Below are 15,332 nucleotides of genomic sequence, written 5' to 3'. Positions count from 1 at the left end.
TTGGAATTACAAGAAAATATGATTTTCTCTATTACTGAAAAGTTTATCCCTAATTTTAGTAAAGCACAAACTTTACGCATTATCCAACTTAATGAAAAGACAGTTAAAATCGAAATGGAACAATCAAAATCTCGCGGTGCTTTTCCTATTCATCAATTTAAAGGACTTATTAGGGATGGGTCCTTAATCTTAGCTGACGAAGCCTCTTTATTAAGTGAGGTAACATTGATTGCATCAGATGGAACTGCATCATAATTCAAAACGATTACATATTTCATAGAGGCTGGGACAAAACCTAATACACCAGTCTCAAAGACGAATCATCTCTAAATTAGTATGCCGACCAAATATAATACTGTTTTTCGTTTCTTTCATACTTATTAACCAGTTAAGCTGGAAAAACAGAGTTGTTCCATTGCGCTTCAGGCACTCGCTTTCCGCGGGGCGGGCGGTGAGCCTCCTCGGCTTCGCCTGCGGGGTCTCACCTGTCCCGCTACTCCCGCAGGAGTCGAGTGCCTTCCGCTCCATTCCACTAGGTTATAAAAATAGTATGCACAACCAACAAATTAATTGAAGGTAAAAAATAAAGACCGAACTAGTAGGTGAAAGATACATCAAAATCTCGCCTAATAGTTCGGGTTTATTTATCACTGGCTGAGATACTTATGTCCCAGCTTCTTTTAATTGGAACCAGACTTATAAAAAATTCTTGACCCCACTACCCCGATTACTCCAATCCCAAAGAACAAGATCGCTCTAATTAGTAATGAAATATATGCTAGATCTATAAGGATTAGCTTGGCTAAGGTGACAAATAATAGACATAATCCGGCTAAACGTAAACGTTTATGTTTTTTATTCACACCTAAAGTAATTAAGGTCAAGGCGTAAATTGCCCATGCAAAGGAAATCGACATGTACTGTACATTTACTGATAGATTTACTGTAAGTGCATCTGTTGTTTGCGTGATGAAGAATAGAATGAGAACTAGTAAGATAATATGGACAATCTGATCAATCTTGGTTCTCTCTAAGTCTCTTCTAACTTCCATCCTAGGTAATATCATACTTCTTATCAGGAAAACTGATCCAATAAGTAGGACCCAGTTAACAAATTCAACCGACAAGATTTCTTCAAATGTCTTACTAAGCACTAGAAATGAGTTGCCAATATATATAATGGCACCAATTGCTTGCTGAAGTTTTGACTTTGAAATGATACCTAGGAAGAACGAGATCAACCCATGAACAATTAGCAAACCAGTAATATTTTCTAGTTCAAATCTACTTACCATCAATAGCAATAAAGAAACAGTAGCAACCGCTATAGTTACAGATAAGCGAATTCTGTCCTTTTTCCAATAAAAAAACGACAAAATCCCATATCCTGCAAACATCAAGAGAGTGAAGAGTTCAAACTCACCGACTGAAAAGGTAAATCTAATCCAGGTAAAGGTTAAAACAGAGCTTGTAAATAAAACTGGAATTTGATGCTTAATAAATGTGTGCTTCCAAATGAATGTTCCTAATAAAACAATGTGCTGGATCATTACCGCTATCCCGAATAGTTCAATTTGGTCTGGCTGGATAACAAGGGCCCCGATTAAAAGGGTTATATGCAATAATCCAAACGCCACATGGTATAGAATTGGATAAGACTTCTTTAGCGCAAATAGTAAAAAAGCAATATACAATAGGGTTTCGAATAGGACAAAATTAAGTACTGCTGGGTTTTGACTTTCAAGAAGGAATGGGATTAGGAAACCACCAACAGCGGTAAGAACCGCCAATGGTTCAGACTTATATTGATGTGCTAAAAACATTCCTAAAACAATCCATACTATATTTAATAGCAAGGCAGGAAGTGTAGAAATCATCCCGTATAACATATGTGCAGCGAACGTAACGATAAATAGTAATACAATACTTCCGCCTAGTAAAACCTGCCCTAGGGCCACTCTACTCTTCTTAATTTGGTGTTGCCCAAGATAAAATAATACGAAAGCTGAAATGACCCCAATACCAATCTTAACGGTATGATTTAAATATCCGTAGTCTGAAGCCGCCTTAAATCCCCATACAACTCCTAATAACAATACAAAGATAAAAATTCTAGGCATCCAAACCTGACCAATTTGTTTTTCCCAATCAATAACTCTTTTTTCTTCTTGAACTTTTTGAGAATTAGTATTTATGGAAGTAGCTTGCTCCTCACTTAAGGGAGTTTGTTTCGTCTCCATACGACTTTCTCTTTTTAATTGAAGTAAGCTCATTTTTAAATCATGTGCTTCTTTTTCTAACTGGTATACTCTTTTCTCTAATTCTTGAATCTTTTCTTGTTCAGTCATTGAGAACCTCTTTCTTAATAGCATTTCTCCCTAGTTATACTATTAATTAATTCTCTTTACTCTTTTATTTACCTGCTTGAAATCGTTGAGTTTCTCTTTTAGATGCAAGTTTCTTAAGTTACAGTCAATACTCTTAGTGTTGGCATCCCGGACAATAAAAACATTTTCTAGATGCTAGTTCAACCTTAACAATCGTTTGACCACACCGGCTACAGCTCTCTCCTTCACGATCATACACCAGACAGTTTTCATTATATCCACCTGTTAACTGATCAAGCTTAAATAAAGGCATCTCCATATAACCTCCAAGCTCAAGTGCACGATTTAAAACAAAACCTATACTTGAGTAGAGCTGCTGTAGCTCGTTATCCTGTAACTCATTCCACTTCCTCATCGGTAGTAACTGTGCATGATAACAGATTTCGTCTGAATAACAGTTACCTATTCCGGCGACGAATTGTTGATCTAATAGTGTCGGCTTTAGCTTACCTTTTTTCTTCCCAACTCTATCTTTAAATACATCAAATGTGAAGGATGGATCCAATGGTTCTGGACCAAGATCCTTAAATTCAGCTTCAAGTTGTTCCCTTGATAAGAGATGAAGATAGCCAAGCCTTAGTCCAATAAAAAACAATTCACTATTTTGAAAATCAAAAATGACCTGCTTCGTCCTCTTTGGTTGATCCACTTCTGAGCCTAAGTACATCGTCCCACCAAGCATTAAGTGTAACAAAAGAGAATCTCCGTTTTGCAATTCAAAAATCAAGTGTTTACCTCTTCGTTTGATTTCGACGATGTGTTGACCAACGACACGACGATGAAATTCACTGACAGAAACATTAATGGATTTCTCTCGATTTACATGTACATCTGTAATGGGTTTGTGCTGAACCTGTCTACTTAAAAGTCTTCGATAATTTTCCATCTCTGGAAGTTCGGGCATATAAATCACCTACTTTTTTATCTAGCTTTTGTAGTAGCCGTCAATTCAAATCACCAAATTTACATTTTCATTGGAGCCTTAACCCCAAGAAGTCTTAGGCACTCCTTTAAAACAACCCCTATAGAGTACGCGAGCTGTAATCTCATTCCTTGTGAATCGGAATAGTCAATCATCTTGACGGAATGATAATACGAGTTAAACTCCTTCGCAAGATCAAGTGTAAAACGGGCAATATGAGATGGATCATGGTCGTCACAGGCCTTCTCAATTACTTGTGGAAACTGGGAAAGTAACTTAACAGCCTCCCACCCTTCCTGGTCATATGCACGAATAGAATGCTTTGCTTGTGACTTAAACTCTCCCTTTTTAAGAAGAGACTGAATTCTGGCATAGGTATATTGTAGATATGGTCCTGTTTCTCCTTCGAAAGCTAGCATTTCCTTTAGAGAAAATTCAAAGTCATGATTTCGATGGTGTTTTAAATCATGAAAGACAATTGCACCAACGCCTATCATCGTGGAGATCTCTGATTGGTTCTGTAAATCAGGATTTTTTTCTTCAATGTTCTTTTTTGCTAAGGAGATGGCTTCATTGATCACTTCATCTAGTAAGACAATCTTTCCTTTACGCGTCGACATTTTCTTTCCATCACTTAAAATCAACCCGAAAGGAACATGAATCAATTCATTCGCCCATTCATAATCCATCTTCTTAAGGACCTCTTTGATCTGTTTAAAGTGGAGCGATTGTTCTTGACCTACTACATAAATAGCTTTATTGAAGTGATAAGCCTCTTTTCGGTATAAAACCGCAGCCAGATCTCGAGTGGCATATAAAGTCGCACCGTCCCGCTTAACAATTAAACAAGGTGGTAGCTCTTTATCTTGAAGGGAGACAATCTGAGCACCTTCTGACTCTGTCAATAATCCTTTTTCATTAAGTTCCTCAATTACTTTATCCATCTTATCGTTAAAGAACGACTCTCCTTGAATATGATGAAAATTTACATCTAACAGTTTGTAAATTCGCTCAAATTCTTCAAGGGACAAGTTTCTGAACCAATTCCATAGCTCTGTCGCTCCTTCATGACCATCCTCTAGCTTTTTAAACCACTCTCTTCCCTCATCATTTAATAATGGGTTCTTTTCTGCCTCCTCATGAAATTTTATATAAAGCGCTAATAATTCTTTTATAGGCTGATTAGTAAGATCACCACCATCTCCCCATTTCTTATAGGCGGCAATAAGTTTTCCAAACTGGGTTCCCCAATCCCCAATATAGTTAATCTTAGTAACCTGGTACCCCATTTTTTCATAAAGGTTTGAAATGGCATTTCCTATGACTGTTGACCGCAAATGCCCCATTGAAAAAGGCTTCGCGATATTAGGAGAAGACATGTCAATTACAATCTTCTGTCCTTCCCCTTTTGGACTATAGCCATACTTTTCTTTCTCTTTATGAATGCTTTCTAAAACTGATTCAAATAAAGTCTCCTGTTCCAAGAAGATGTTTAGATAACCACCAACAGATTCTAATTCCCTAAAATATGGATGATTGATTGAAGCGATCAGCTCATTTGCAATCTGGGTAGGTGACTTTTTTAATTTTTTCGCCAAAATAAAACATGGAAACGAAAGATCCCCGTAACCTTTATGCTTAGGTTTTTCTAATGCCAAATAAATTTCCAATTCACTCAGGGAAATATACTCAGACAGAACTTCTGCTGTTTTCTTTACAAACATATGCCTTCCTCCTTTACTTAATCGTGGGAATACAAAAAACTCCCGCCTCTATAAATTAGAGACGAGAGTTTAATTCCCGTGGTACCACTCTGTTTGTTCTTAAAAAGAACCACTTTACTAGGTAACGGCTATAAGCCGGCATACTCTTTTCGAATTGAGTATACATCTCAGAAGTGCGCTTCATAAGCAATGTTAGACCAGGCTCACACCATCCCTGATTCGCTTTTCTAGAGCATTGGTTATTACTCTCTTCATCGTTGATTCATTATTTTTTATTAATTATACATAAATTTTCCAGTTCATCAACTATTTTTTTAACAGTATTTTTTACCATCAATTTTATTTCACTAATTACAAAAAATACTATAGACAAAAAAGGAGGGAATCAACATGGGTAAAAAACACCGTAATCGTGTCAATCAGCCAAAGAAAAACAATCATATTCCACCGGAAGCAATCATTGCAGAGGAAAATGCACACGGCAAAGAAAACTCTGCCAAGGAAAGAAAAAACACTTAAGCATAACCATGTAAAACAAGAAAAAGTTATTTTTTCTTGTTTTACTTTTAATAAGCTTTACCTGACATGAACTCGTCCAATTTTCCGCCAACCTTCAGGCTTTAATTGATAATAGGTCATACCATCTCGTCCTTCATCAAAATACAAAATATCCCCAGTTCGGATGTACCTAGCTTCTGTTCCTTGTGGCATTAATTCTTTTACATTAAATGTTTTAAACACTTCATACATTGCTTCATGATGGTTGCCCGCATGAACATTTAAGCGGTAAACCGAACGATATCCTTTTTTTTGGCCAATCCTAGGCGTTTGTAATAATGTGACATCATAGCAGTTTACTTCGTTCTTTCTTGGTGAAATTGTCATTGGATCGATCATTTCCCTCACCCCAAGACATGCTTTTCTACCATCATACATAAATTACATAGAAAAAATTGTCAAATATCGTCATCTATCGGGTGAAATTTTTGTCTAATAAAAAATTATTATGATATAAAAGTTGATCTAGCTTACAAAGACATTGTTTAGTTAAAACAGCACTTCTCCTTCTTGGAGAAATGCCCCTAATAATTGAAGATGATGCTACACATAAAGTTAATCCATCCAATAAAAAATAGCATCGAACACTTTATATTGCCTTGGCTCTGTAAGCGTCGCAATTTTCGTTTTAAACGGGAGGTTTTGAGACAAATATTGTTTATTTAAAATGGTATAGCCCTTATGATTTAATAACTGTTTGATTTCTCGAAATTCATCTACCATAAAATGTGGTGGTTCATCCAATACATCTTCTGGCTTACTAATCATGCTCATTGCACCGAAAAATTCATCTTTTATTTTGTCATTATCTATAATGTACTTATAACGTTCATCTTTTCCAATAATGGCAACGGGTGCTAAACGACTTATGTAAATAACAAGCCCTTCGAATTGGATAGAAGTAAGAGAATCCTTTTCAATATATTTTTCACTTAACTTACTACTTCCATCTCTTCTATAACAAAATAAATCGACATAGGAAGCATAACCACTTCCATAATGATCAAAGATAGCTTCACATTTGAAGGATTCTGAACGATTAAGAGTACAAAAAAGATTTTTAATATGCTTTTCAATTTCGTTCTTATCCTTTGTGTTATATGGAAATGTTTCGCCAATTGGTTCTTCTGAAATTATTGCTTTTAACTGTTCATTCGTAAATTGCAAGTCCTTCACCTCAAATTTAATGTTCCAAAAAAAGCATAAACTGTGTTCAAGTAAAGCACCCCTAGAATATTAGTCTGCATTTAAGTCTATTTCTTTTTCGAAAGGTATTCCAAAATAAATATATTTAATGATAAGATTATTTATTTTTTTATCATGAAAAACTGAAATACCATAATGCTTAATTGTATTAGAATTCACTTGATTATTTTGGACCTTATTTAATGGCCTTATTGGATATTCACTTATCTGATGAAAGCTGATTGCTTCATCTTCACCGATATTTCCTAACGCCTGTGTAACCATTACCATATGATTAGAACGACCAACTCCAAGTTCTGCTTTAATAGGCTTTTCATTCGAATTTATAAGAACTTCTTTTAATCTTATATTAACGAATCCTTTATTCTCTGGTTGAGCCACAATTACAAAAGGATTTCCTTTTTCACTTGGGTTATTTTCAGCCTGTTCGGCATTACCACCAAGACCTCGAATTTCTAAAGGAGGATTAATTTTTAAATACAGTAGCATACCGACTAATATAATCACAATTACCGCTATAAAGATTCCCATTTTTTTTAACATGACATTCTCCCCTTCCCTCACTAAACTGCTCCGTTCGTTAATAAACTCTTGTGTTTTATAATAACTATTAATTAATTTATTAATTGAAAGGACGGTTAAATTGTCATCAAAATGACAGGCTAAATGACACCCTTTTTATGGTGTACAACAACTATTATCTTTTAGATTTCATATGGCATTATTCTATGAAATATATCAAAAACCCTTTATATAATAAGAATTGACACACGTCAATCCCAATCCCAATTAGTTTGTCATTTTATTATAATGCACCTCAAAACGGAACAGTTTAGAGGTCGAGGAGGTAGGTTTTTTCACGTTAATGAAAATAACCTTCTTACCCTACCCGGCGAATCTTGTGACCGCAACGGAAAGTAAGGGACTATATTCTTAAAATTTTTTTGTTAAAACAACTACTGGATCAAAATGTGCGAGACTCTTGAGAGAGCAACATGACATATGTACGAAAATAATAAATATTTTATATGAAAAATTAAACACCTTAACAGCCCTACCTCATATTTTGACAATAGAGGAGGGCATTAAGGTGGATCTATTGAAGAAGATTTTCCATTCCTTACATCCTAGTAAGGAGTCTCGTTATAAAATAAAGTCAACTGTTACTAATAAAGAATTTGAATCACTTAAATCAAATTTGCTTTCACCAAAAGAAGATTCTAAACCACTCCAAATCACTGATCAGCACATCATTGAACGTATACAAAAAGAAACGAAAGAGTGGAACCTCAATAACATCACAAGAACGAAGGCTTATCTTGATTTTTACAAAAGGCATAAGGAAATCCATTGGTCATTTCTAGCTCATATGGTATCTCGGAATGGTGGATGGAATATGACGGATTTAAAAGGTTCTCTAATCAGTCCGTTCATTCCAGATGGTCAATCAAACACCTTTTTTGAATTTCTTGAAAAGGCAAATGCTCTAATATTTCACGACGTATATCCGCAATTATTGCTTTATGAACATAGTAAAAAAGTGAAGAAGCCTCTCTTTCACTTGCTTCCCCATTTCTCGGTTTCAGCTTTCATGACACCTATCTGGGATTTTTTCTGGACATCTCAAAATTCTCAGCTTTTAACTATCGCACTCATTATAAATGAACAAAATTATATCCAAACACGCTTAATTGAAAATAGTTATTACAAAAAAGAGGTTTTAAACACGATTCTATTTAAAGGTCAGGAACGACTCGGTTTTACTGATGTTTTATTTCCTTACAAACGTAAAAATATGGAGTTAGCAGGAGTAACTGTCCACGATTTCGAGGATGTAGATGCTCGAATTGAAACGGGTAAGAAGCTTTATGGAATCCTATTTCACAGTATACTAAAGCCAGCTTTTTCATTTGCTGAACTTACCCCTCATAGTGGTTCTAGAGCAGACTTTTGGCCAGATATCTTCACGACAGTTTCAACGAACGAACACTTATTCTACAGTCCTACCCTAGAGCAAACATGGCCTAACTTTACGCACACCTTCAAGGACTTTCCTGATTGGTTCACCTCGAACAAGATGATTGTACAGTTAAAAGAGTACTATATTCCTTATTCTTATAAACTAACAAAGGACTATAAATCAGATCTTGAGCACCTAGAGGTCTTGAAAAATCTTAAGGAGATAGTAACGTAAAAAGCCGCCGAACTAGTGTCGGCAGCTAGAATTCATCCAAAAAGAGTAGCACATTAAGCGCTACTCTTTTTGGTGAGCTATTGAAAAGTAAAAACGACGAATGAATCGCCGTTCATGAATCGGTTTCCTCTTCCCAAATTTCTTCAACAACCTGTTTTGTTAATAAGTAATCAAACACCACATCAGCAACCTCTTCGACTTCTTCATCACTAGGGACATAACCTCTAAGAAGAAGTTGTTCATAAATAAACTCAGCTAGCTCCTCAGTATCTATCACCACTTCAATCTCTTTCATGTTATCACCCCTTATTTCGATTTATGTTGTCCATTCCATTTTTATGATAAAAAGTTTCATATTCGTTCGAATAAATCAGTTCTATTCTAAAACGGAAATCATAGGATGTTAGTAAATATAAAATGGACAAGCTAAATAGGAGGCTAAACAATGGACAAGTTATTAGAGTTAAAAAGGAATCAGTTAGAACGCCCAGCAAATGAAGTGAAAATAATTGAGCAGTACTCTTCTTTCGATGAAGTTATGGAAAAAATTACGGACGGCATGTTTAAGGTGATTTTATTTGGTGGGATTCCTTATTTTCTATGGATTTTTATTCAATTTATGATTAAGTTTTAGTTGGCTGATTTATCTGTGGTGAGTTTCACCAAATTATCCATCACGAGATCCATTACATCTTTATATTCTTCTTCTTCAAAAAGCTCATAAAGAGTTTTGTAGTCGTTATATACATCTAGCAAACCATCAATAATAGCTTTACGCTCTCGTTTTAACCGAAGGAGTTCTTTTTCTGTCTTTCGTTGCAGATTCATAGCCTGTAACAACTCCATCACCTTAGTTTCTTTTGATTTTTTATAAGACACGTCTAACTTTTGCAGAAATACAGGAGCATCCGCTTGGTCGGCTATTAACACAAGTTCTTCCTCACTAGCCTCCAACCACTCTCCATCAGATATCCTGGATAGTTCATAGGTTATATCTTCCCATGCATCTTTTTTATATCTCCATATTTCAGTTCTGAGTCCTACAATTCTAAATAGATCTCCCTCATATCCTTCTACTTGGACAATGTCTCCGAAAAAATATTTAAATTCAATCTGAAGAGACTCTTTTTTAGGGATTGTATCATCGTATTCTCGAATACTTGTCAGTGTGTCTTCTAAGTAAATGCCTTCTTTATTGCTTAATTCATAGACAAACATACCATCTAGCTTCTTTACGCTAGATATTTTACAAACAGTGCCAAAAATAGTAATCACGACGATGTCTCCAACCTTAAATTTTGGTTTTTTATTCTTCAAGGTGATCACTCCCTTAGACATCGTAATAATTGATAGTGTAGTATATGCAAAATATAAGGAATCGCGAATAAGAAAAGAAGAAAATCAGATTTGGATATTCTAGGCAAAAGAAAAATAGTGCTCAGGTTGAGCACTATCCGTTATGTTTATATAAGTCCCATGCATGATCAAACACAGCCATACTTTTTAAATAAAAACCGTTTAATTCTAGGTAATTCGTTAATTCATAATAGTCTGTTGACTGCTTGGGGAAACCATGGTCCTCGTAGGCAGCATTGGCAAATTCAGAAATTTCGTCATTGGGTTTTAATGCCCTATATTTTAATAAAAAGTGATAAAAAGATTTGGTCAAGGGTACTGCCTCCTTACATCATTCGCTTGTAATCTGTAGTTTATCATTATAGCAGAGACCTATATTTTGTCCAATCGTTAAGCGATTTTTTGTAAAGAATGTTAAACTCTGTTGTTGATTTCCGTTCCAGGACACTCGCTTTCCGCGGGCGGGTTCGGGAGCCTCCTCGGCGTTTCCGCCTGCGGGGTCTCCTTCACCACGCTTCTCCCGCAGGAGTCTCGCATCCTTCCACTTCAATCAACTCTGCAAAATATCCACAATGTTCTTTAACAAATCTTTTGTAAAAAGAAGCAGTCCTTATCTCATTCTATCCGTAAATATGTTAGTTTTCTTTTGGCCACATTTGGAGGTTGTATGCCATATCCCAGAACATGTATTCAAAACGAGTTGTGTTAAGGAATATTTGTTCTAATTCTAATAGTTCTTTTTCAGGCTTTCCTTCTGCTAATTCATCAAGTAAGTCTATACACCAGGTTGCTAGCGTACCGAATTCTTCTGAGCTATACATACTAATCCATTCTCCGTAAAACTCATGGGTAGCTGCTCCTGGAATCTTACTTAGTTCTTTACCAATGTCCCAATAGCTCCACATGCATGGTAGCAAGGCAGCCACAAGATGGGCTAATGTGCCGTTTTGTGCCTGATGAAGCATGTAGTGTGAATAAGCGAGTGTGATTGGGGATGGCTCTGCATTTTCTATCTCTTCGTTTGATATATCAAATTTAGTTGCATAGCTACGGTGTAGAGACATTTCTTCATTTAAAGTCGAATTTAATAATGCTGCAAATTTCCCCATTGTTTCTAGATCATTGGCTTTAATAGCGCCTAAGGCAAACAGCTTTGCATAATCAATTAAATACAAATAATCTTGAATCATATAGAATCGGAATTTCTCTTTATCAAGTGTTCCATCACCCATTCCTTTGACAAACGGATGGGCATGATTTTTTTGCCAGTCTGGCTGAATATTATGATACAGACGTTCGGTAAATTTCATTTTTATTCACTCTCCGTTATTTTTTGGTATGACTCCATTCATAAATAAATCGTATTAATACTTTTGTATAAGCTAGTAATTGATTAATAGATAATTGCTCATTTACTGAATGAGCGTTGGTTAAATCTCCTGGTCCATAGATAGCGGCTGGAATACCTGCATCCCCAAACCATCCACCATCCGTAACAGTTGGTGATACATCGAGAATGGCTTGTTCCTTTAGAGTAGATTCATGACAATTCATTAATGTTTTCACCGCTTTATGATTAGGGTCAACCTCTAAAGACGGGAAGATTTCTCCACGATCCTCAATCATCGAAGTTCCACCCCAAACAAACAATGGTGGGTTTTCCCTTAACCAAATATCTCCCTCAGCAACCTTTTGAATATGTTCTTCTATTTCCTTAGCAACCTGTTCATGAGTTTCATTCGGGTAAAAGTGAACAGTAATCCATAATCGGCATTCGTCCGCAATAAATGCAGCGTGTCTTCCTCCTTCAATCACGGCAGGATTAATGGTGTTGGTACCAGGCTCATAGCCAGGATAGCTCTTCATCACTGACCAATGTCTTTCTAACTCCTGCAAGCCTTGAATAATTTTGGTCATTTTCTCTATAGCACTCGCTCCAAACAACTTTCCACCGGCATGAATCATCCGTTTCCTGGTGGCATCATGATAGGTTTGGTTACTTTTCACCGTAATCCACCCGGTGATGACTCCACCTTGACCTTGGATATGTAAATCACTCGTATCGACCACTAGAGCAAAGTCAGCTTTATATCCACGCTGACAACACGCTAATGTTCCAGCTTCTCCCACTTCTTCCCCAATAACTGATTGAAACAGTAAGTCTCCTGGTAGTTGAATTCCCGCTTCCTTTAGAAGTTGAATCGCAAACATTGCACCAGCGAGACCTCCCTTCATATCTGAGGCTCCTCTGCCAATGATGACACCATCTCTTACAATCGGAGTAAAAGGATCCTTTTCCCACCGTTCTGATTCATGGACTTCAGCCACATCAATATGACCATTAATAATTAAACTTTGATAGTCAGTAGAATTCGTTCCTTTTAGAACACCCACCACATTCGGATCTCCAGGATAAATATCCCATTTATCCACATCAAATCCTCTTTCCTTTAAAAAAGAAGCAATAAACTGCTGGGCATCTTCAGTATTTCTTGCTGGAGGTGCTGGCGTTTTGAAACGGATTAGTCTCTCTAGTAGTGCAATAAGTTCATCTTGACGTTGATCCACTAGTTCTATCAATGAATCTACTTTTTGATTCATTTCAATCGTTCCTTTCATTACTGATTTTGTTTTGCAACAAAAAAAACCACTTCAAAAATCCTGAAGTGGGTAATATACTTAGACGTGTTTCCACGTTATCGTTATGTCACGTACCACTTCCCTTCGCTAGCATTATCTAGAGCAGGTTCAAGGGTTAAGACATTTGTCTTTCTCAGCTTATAAAAAGCACCCCTAGTGTTTTACACTATTCTATTCATCTAAAACATTAGCAGATTATGGATTTTAACTCAACTGTAAGTTTTTCTCCTTAATAAGCAAAAGCTGTTTAGCATACTTTATTGCTATATTGAGAAAAAATGAATTTGTACTGAGTCCGTTGACTTCCGCTGCAGGCACTCGCTTTCCGCGGGGAGGGATGTGAGCCTCCTCGGCTTCGCCTGCGGGGTCTCACACTTCCCTCTATCTCCCGCAGGAGTCGAGCGCCTTCCGCTCCAATCAACTCAATGTTTTAACAAGTATTCCAATAGCTATAATCCTTACCGATTGGTCCTTTCACCTTATTCATGCAGGAAAAAGAATGAAAAAGAGAGAAATAGTATATAAGATCATCGGTAGTGTCAAAAGTTCTATGAAAACTACCTGAAGATTTAAACCCTCTCCTAGTTATTGGGATGGAGGGCCACGCAACCGCTCTTGACAAACACGCCAATGGTTTGATGGTAGTTTAACAAGGGCGAAGGGGACAAAAAGATGGCAAGCCAAATAGCCCTTGGTTATTTCCATTTTAAACCATTGGCAAGTTCGGTTTGTCAAGAGTTCGCTCCGCCGATTGCTGAATTAGGGCTCTGCTAAACAAAAAGTTAGGCAGTCTGTTCTACAATCCAATGTTGTGCTAACTCAATCAATTTTGTCCACCGTGCAGGCATATTAGGAAGCCCTAATAGTTCTGGATTAACGACTGGCACCTTTCCTTCCAAAGAAGCATGTGGTCTTAGAAAGTTAAAATAAGCCACAAATAAGGTGACATAGGATACTGATCCATGTTCCGATCCAAACCCGTGAGTAGATCGATAATTGCTCTTAAAAGTGCGATTAAGTCTCTCAATAATTTGTTTCAATGGTCGGAACTCCTTTGATACTTCATCCTCATTGGTTAGCCCAATAACTTGTGTGACATCAAATGAGATTCCGTGCTGAGCGAAAAAGTGTTGTGCTAGTAGATAGATGGGATTACCATCTACCACGAATGTAAGGTTCTCAGGAATGTCTTTCATTTTTAACAACACTTCATCAATTGCACGAATGGCAGACGTTGTATCTCGGTTTGCTGACACTGGATAGGAAAGGATGATCTTTTTCACCGCGTCAAAGAAAAAGAAAAGGTAGTGCCATCGGCCGTTTACTCTGATGTAGGTTTCATCACCACAGAATTGATCAGATAGTTCATATGGATAATGATCCACATAAGGCTTAAGCATTAATGACACGCTGTTTTCGTAGTTCAATATGGTCTGGTGTGAAATAAGCACACCATGAACATCCTGCATAATGGCAGCTGTTTTACGGGCCGAAAGGCCATAGTTGACATGATAGGTTAATATCAGTCCTAATGTATGTGGCGAAGCATGAAGCCTAGATAAATCAACCTTTGGTCTCTTTGGAGAATCCTTCGACAGTGGTTGAAATTCAATGTGAAACTGACGGAAAATGTATCTTAATTTAAATGCCTGAGGATGTTTTTTAAATTGATTTCTCTCTTTAGATGAAATCGCGTTTAACTTTTTTTGATAATACGGACACTCATCGTTCTTGCATTTGAACACGTGAAAGTCTTTTCTTTCTTTGATCTTTTCAAGATTTTTGGAACAATGCGGGCACTTTAATACGGCTTCTTTTGAAAAACGGTTTTTATCACTGAACAGACAGGAACAGACCTTACACTGATACTGCCCTTTATCTCCATTATTGGTATAAAGGTAAGTAGATGGAGCACCACACTTTGGACAGATCGTAGATTTTGGTACCGTAACCTTTGTGTTCTTATGCCTGCGTACAGGTTTCAAGGGTTTACCATTTTTCTCTACGTATTCCCTGAGGAGAACTTGATAATCTTGTTTTTCTGGAATTTCAATGATCGGCAGATCATCAACCTGGAGTTTACGATAAGGTTTATTTATAGGCTGTTCAGTCGGTTTATCAAACATATTTTTTCCAATAAGTAAGGTTAGTAATGTTCGAATAATTTGTTCTTGGTAGTTTATAAAAGTTAATAAATAGGTTATAATTTGAGGGTACAAATTGTCGCTTCCTTTCTAAGGTTGTTGAGAGTGTCGTAACCTCAATTATCCTTAGAATTCAGGGGGTGGCAATTTTTTTGCTTATAAAGCCCTCTATCACAGTATTCTATAACCTATTTCTTATAA

Annotated in this window: 16 protein-coding genes, 1 riboswitch and 1 other annotated feature; of the genes, 4 read left to right on the top strand and 12 right to left on the bottom strand. The window is 36.6% G+C overall.

The genetic code is table 11. The features are described from left to right. Entirely contained in the window at nt 1-255 is a 255-nt protein-coding gene (locus M1D60_RS10545) for a hypothetical protein (protein ID WP_456279110.1), read from the top strand. Between the two features lie 425 nt (nt 256-680). Here the strand turns inward: M1D60_RS10545 and M1D60_RS10540 are convergent, their stop codons facing one another. The 3 genes from M1D60_RS10540 to argS all read right to left on the bottom strand — a co-directional run bounded on the left by M1D60_RS10540 (nt 681) and on the right by argS (nt 5,033). After that, nucleotides 681-2,348 (bottom strand): DUF2339 domain-containing protein, encoded by a 1,668-nt coding sequence (locus M1D60_RS10540; RefSeq protein WP_456279109.1) that lies wholly within the window; start codon nt 2,346-2,348, stop codon nt 681-683. A gap of 133 nt (nt 2,349-2,481) precedes the next feature. Beyond that, entirely contained in the window at nt 2,482-3,291 is an 810-nt protein-coding gene (gene mutM / locus M1D60_RS10535) for a bifunctional DNA-formamidopyrimidine glycosylase/DNA-(apurinic or apyrimidinic site) lyase (RefSeq protein WP_456279108.1), read from the bottom strand. 59 nt (nt 3,292-3,350) lie between these two features. Further along, nucleotides 3,351-5,033 carry an arginine--tRNA ligase gene (argS, locus tag M1D60_RS10530; RefSeq protein WP_456279107.1) on the bottom strand — a complete coding sequence of 561 codons (1,683 nt, stop codon included), beginning with the start codon at nt 5,031-5,033 and terminating at the stop codon, nt 3,351-3,353. Between the two features lie 54 nt (nt 5,034-5,087). Further along, nucleotides 5,088-5,300: a binding site (T-box leader), on the bottom strand. 123 nt (nt 5,301-5,423) lie between these two features. Here argS and M1D60_RS10525 point away from each other — a divergent pair. Beyond that, the gene (locus M1D60_RS10525; RefSeq protein ID WP_275580297.1) at nt 5,424-5,552 is read left to right on the top strand and encodes a hypothetical protein; all 129 of its coding nucleotides are present in this window, start codon (nt 5,424-5,426) and stop codon (nt 5,550-5,552) included. Between the two features lie 57 nt (nt 5,553-5,609). On the opposite strand, the gene M1D60_RS10520 is transcribed toward M1D60_RS10525, so the two are convergent. The 3 genes from M1D60_RS10520 to M1D60_RS10510 form a co-directional block, all read right to left on the bottom strand. Further along, the gene (locus M1D60_RS10520) at nt 5,610-5,930 is read right to left on the bottom strand and encodes a hypothetical protein (protein WP_456279106.1); all 321 of its coding nucleotides are present in this window, start codon (nt 5,928-5,930) and stop codon (nt 5,610-5,612) included. Nucleotides 5,931-6,146: 216 nt separating this feature from the next. Next, complete coding sequence (locus M1D60_RS10515; RefSeq protein ID WP_456279105.1) at nt 6,147-6,758, bottom strand: hypothetical protein; 612 nt, start codon at nt 6,756-6,758, stop codon at nt 6,147-6,149. A 69-nt stretch (nt 6,759-6,827) separates the two neighbouring features. Beyond that, nucleotides 6,828-7,340, bottom strand: a complete 513-nt coding sequence (locus tag M1D60_RS10510) for a hypothetical protein (RefSeq protein WP_456279104.1) — start codon at nt 7,338-7,340, stop codon at nt 6,828-6,830. A 547-nt stretch (nt 7,341-7,887) separates the two neighbouring features. Here M1D60_RS10510 and M1D60_RS10505 point away from each other — a divergent pair. Further along, complete coding sequence (locus tag M1D60_RS10505; RefSeq protein ID WP_456279103.1) at nt 7,888-8,991, top strand: DUF2515 family protein; 1,104 nt, start codon at nt 7,888-7,890, stop codon at nt 8,989-8,991. Nucleotides 8,992-9,103: 112 nt separating this feature from the next. On the opposite strand, the gene M1D60_RS10500 is transcribed toward M1D60_RS10505, so the two are convergent. Continuing rightward, on the bottom strand, nt 9,104-9,286 hold the full coding sequence (locus M1D60_RS10500) for a YozD family protein (RefSeq protein WP_456279102.1): 183 nt from the start codon (nt 9,284-9,286) through the stop codon (nt 9,104-9,106). Between the two features lie 150 nt (nt 9,287-9,436). Between M1D60_RS10500 and M1D60_RS10495 the strand changes: the two genes are divergently transcribed. After that, a complete protein-coding gene (locus tag M1D60_RS10495; protein ID WP_456279101.1) occupies nt 9,437-9,625 on the top strand; it encodes a hypothetical protein in 189 nt (62 codons plus the stop codon). Here the strand turns inward: M1D60_RS10495 and M1D60_RS10490 are convergent. The 5 genes from M1D60_RS10490 to M1D60_RS10470 all read right to left on the bottom strand — a co-directional run bounded on the left by M1D60_RS10490 (nt 9,622) and on the right by M1D60_RS10470 (nt 15,206). Then, nucleotides 9,622-10,317, bottom strand: a complete 696-nt coding sequence (locus M1D60_RS10490; RefSeq protein WP_456279100.1) for a hypothetical protein — start codon at nt 10,315-10,317, stop codon at nt 9,622-9,624. The genes M1D60_RS10495 and M1D60_RS10490 overlap by 4 nt on opposite strands. A gap of 124 nt (nt 10,318-10,441) precedes the next feature. Beyond that, on the bottom strand, nt 10,442-10,660 hold the full coding sequence (locus M1D60_RS10485) for a YozE family protein (protein ID WP_456279099.1): 219 nt from the start codon (nt 10,658-10,660) through the stop codon (nt 10,442-10,444). A gap of 322 nt (nt 10,661-10,982) precedes the next feature. Then, nucleotides 10,983-11,657, bottom strand: coding sequence for a thiaminase II (gene tenA / locus M1D60_RS10480; protein ID WP_456279098.1), 675 nt, complete (start codon nt 11,655-11,657; stop codon nt 10,983-10,985). A 16-nt stretch (nt 11,658-11,673) separates the two neighbouring features. Beyond that, nucleotides 11,674-12,948, bottom strand: a complete 1,275-nt coding sequence (locus M1D60_RS10475) for an acetylornithine deacetylase (protein WP_456279097.1) — start codon at nt 12,946-12,948, stop codon at nt 11,674-11,676. 101 nt (nt 12,949-13,049) lie between these two features. After that, nucleotides 13,050-13,152: riboswitch (TPP riboswitch) on the bottom strand. Between the two features lie 617 nt (nt 13,153-13,769). Then, complete coding sequence (locus M1D60_RS10470) at nt 13,770-15,206, bottom strand: DDE-type integrase/transposase/recombinase (RefSeq protein ID WP_456277055.1); 1,437 nt, start codon at nt 15,204-15,206, stop codon at nt 13,770-13,772. Nucleotides 15,207-15,332: the final 126 nt, after the last annotated feature.

This window comes from Bacillus sp. AK128, from assembly GCF_053903075.1.
This window is presented reverse-complemented; position numbering and strand designations above follow the sequence as displayed.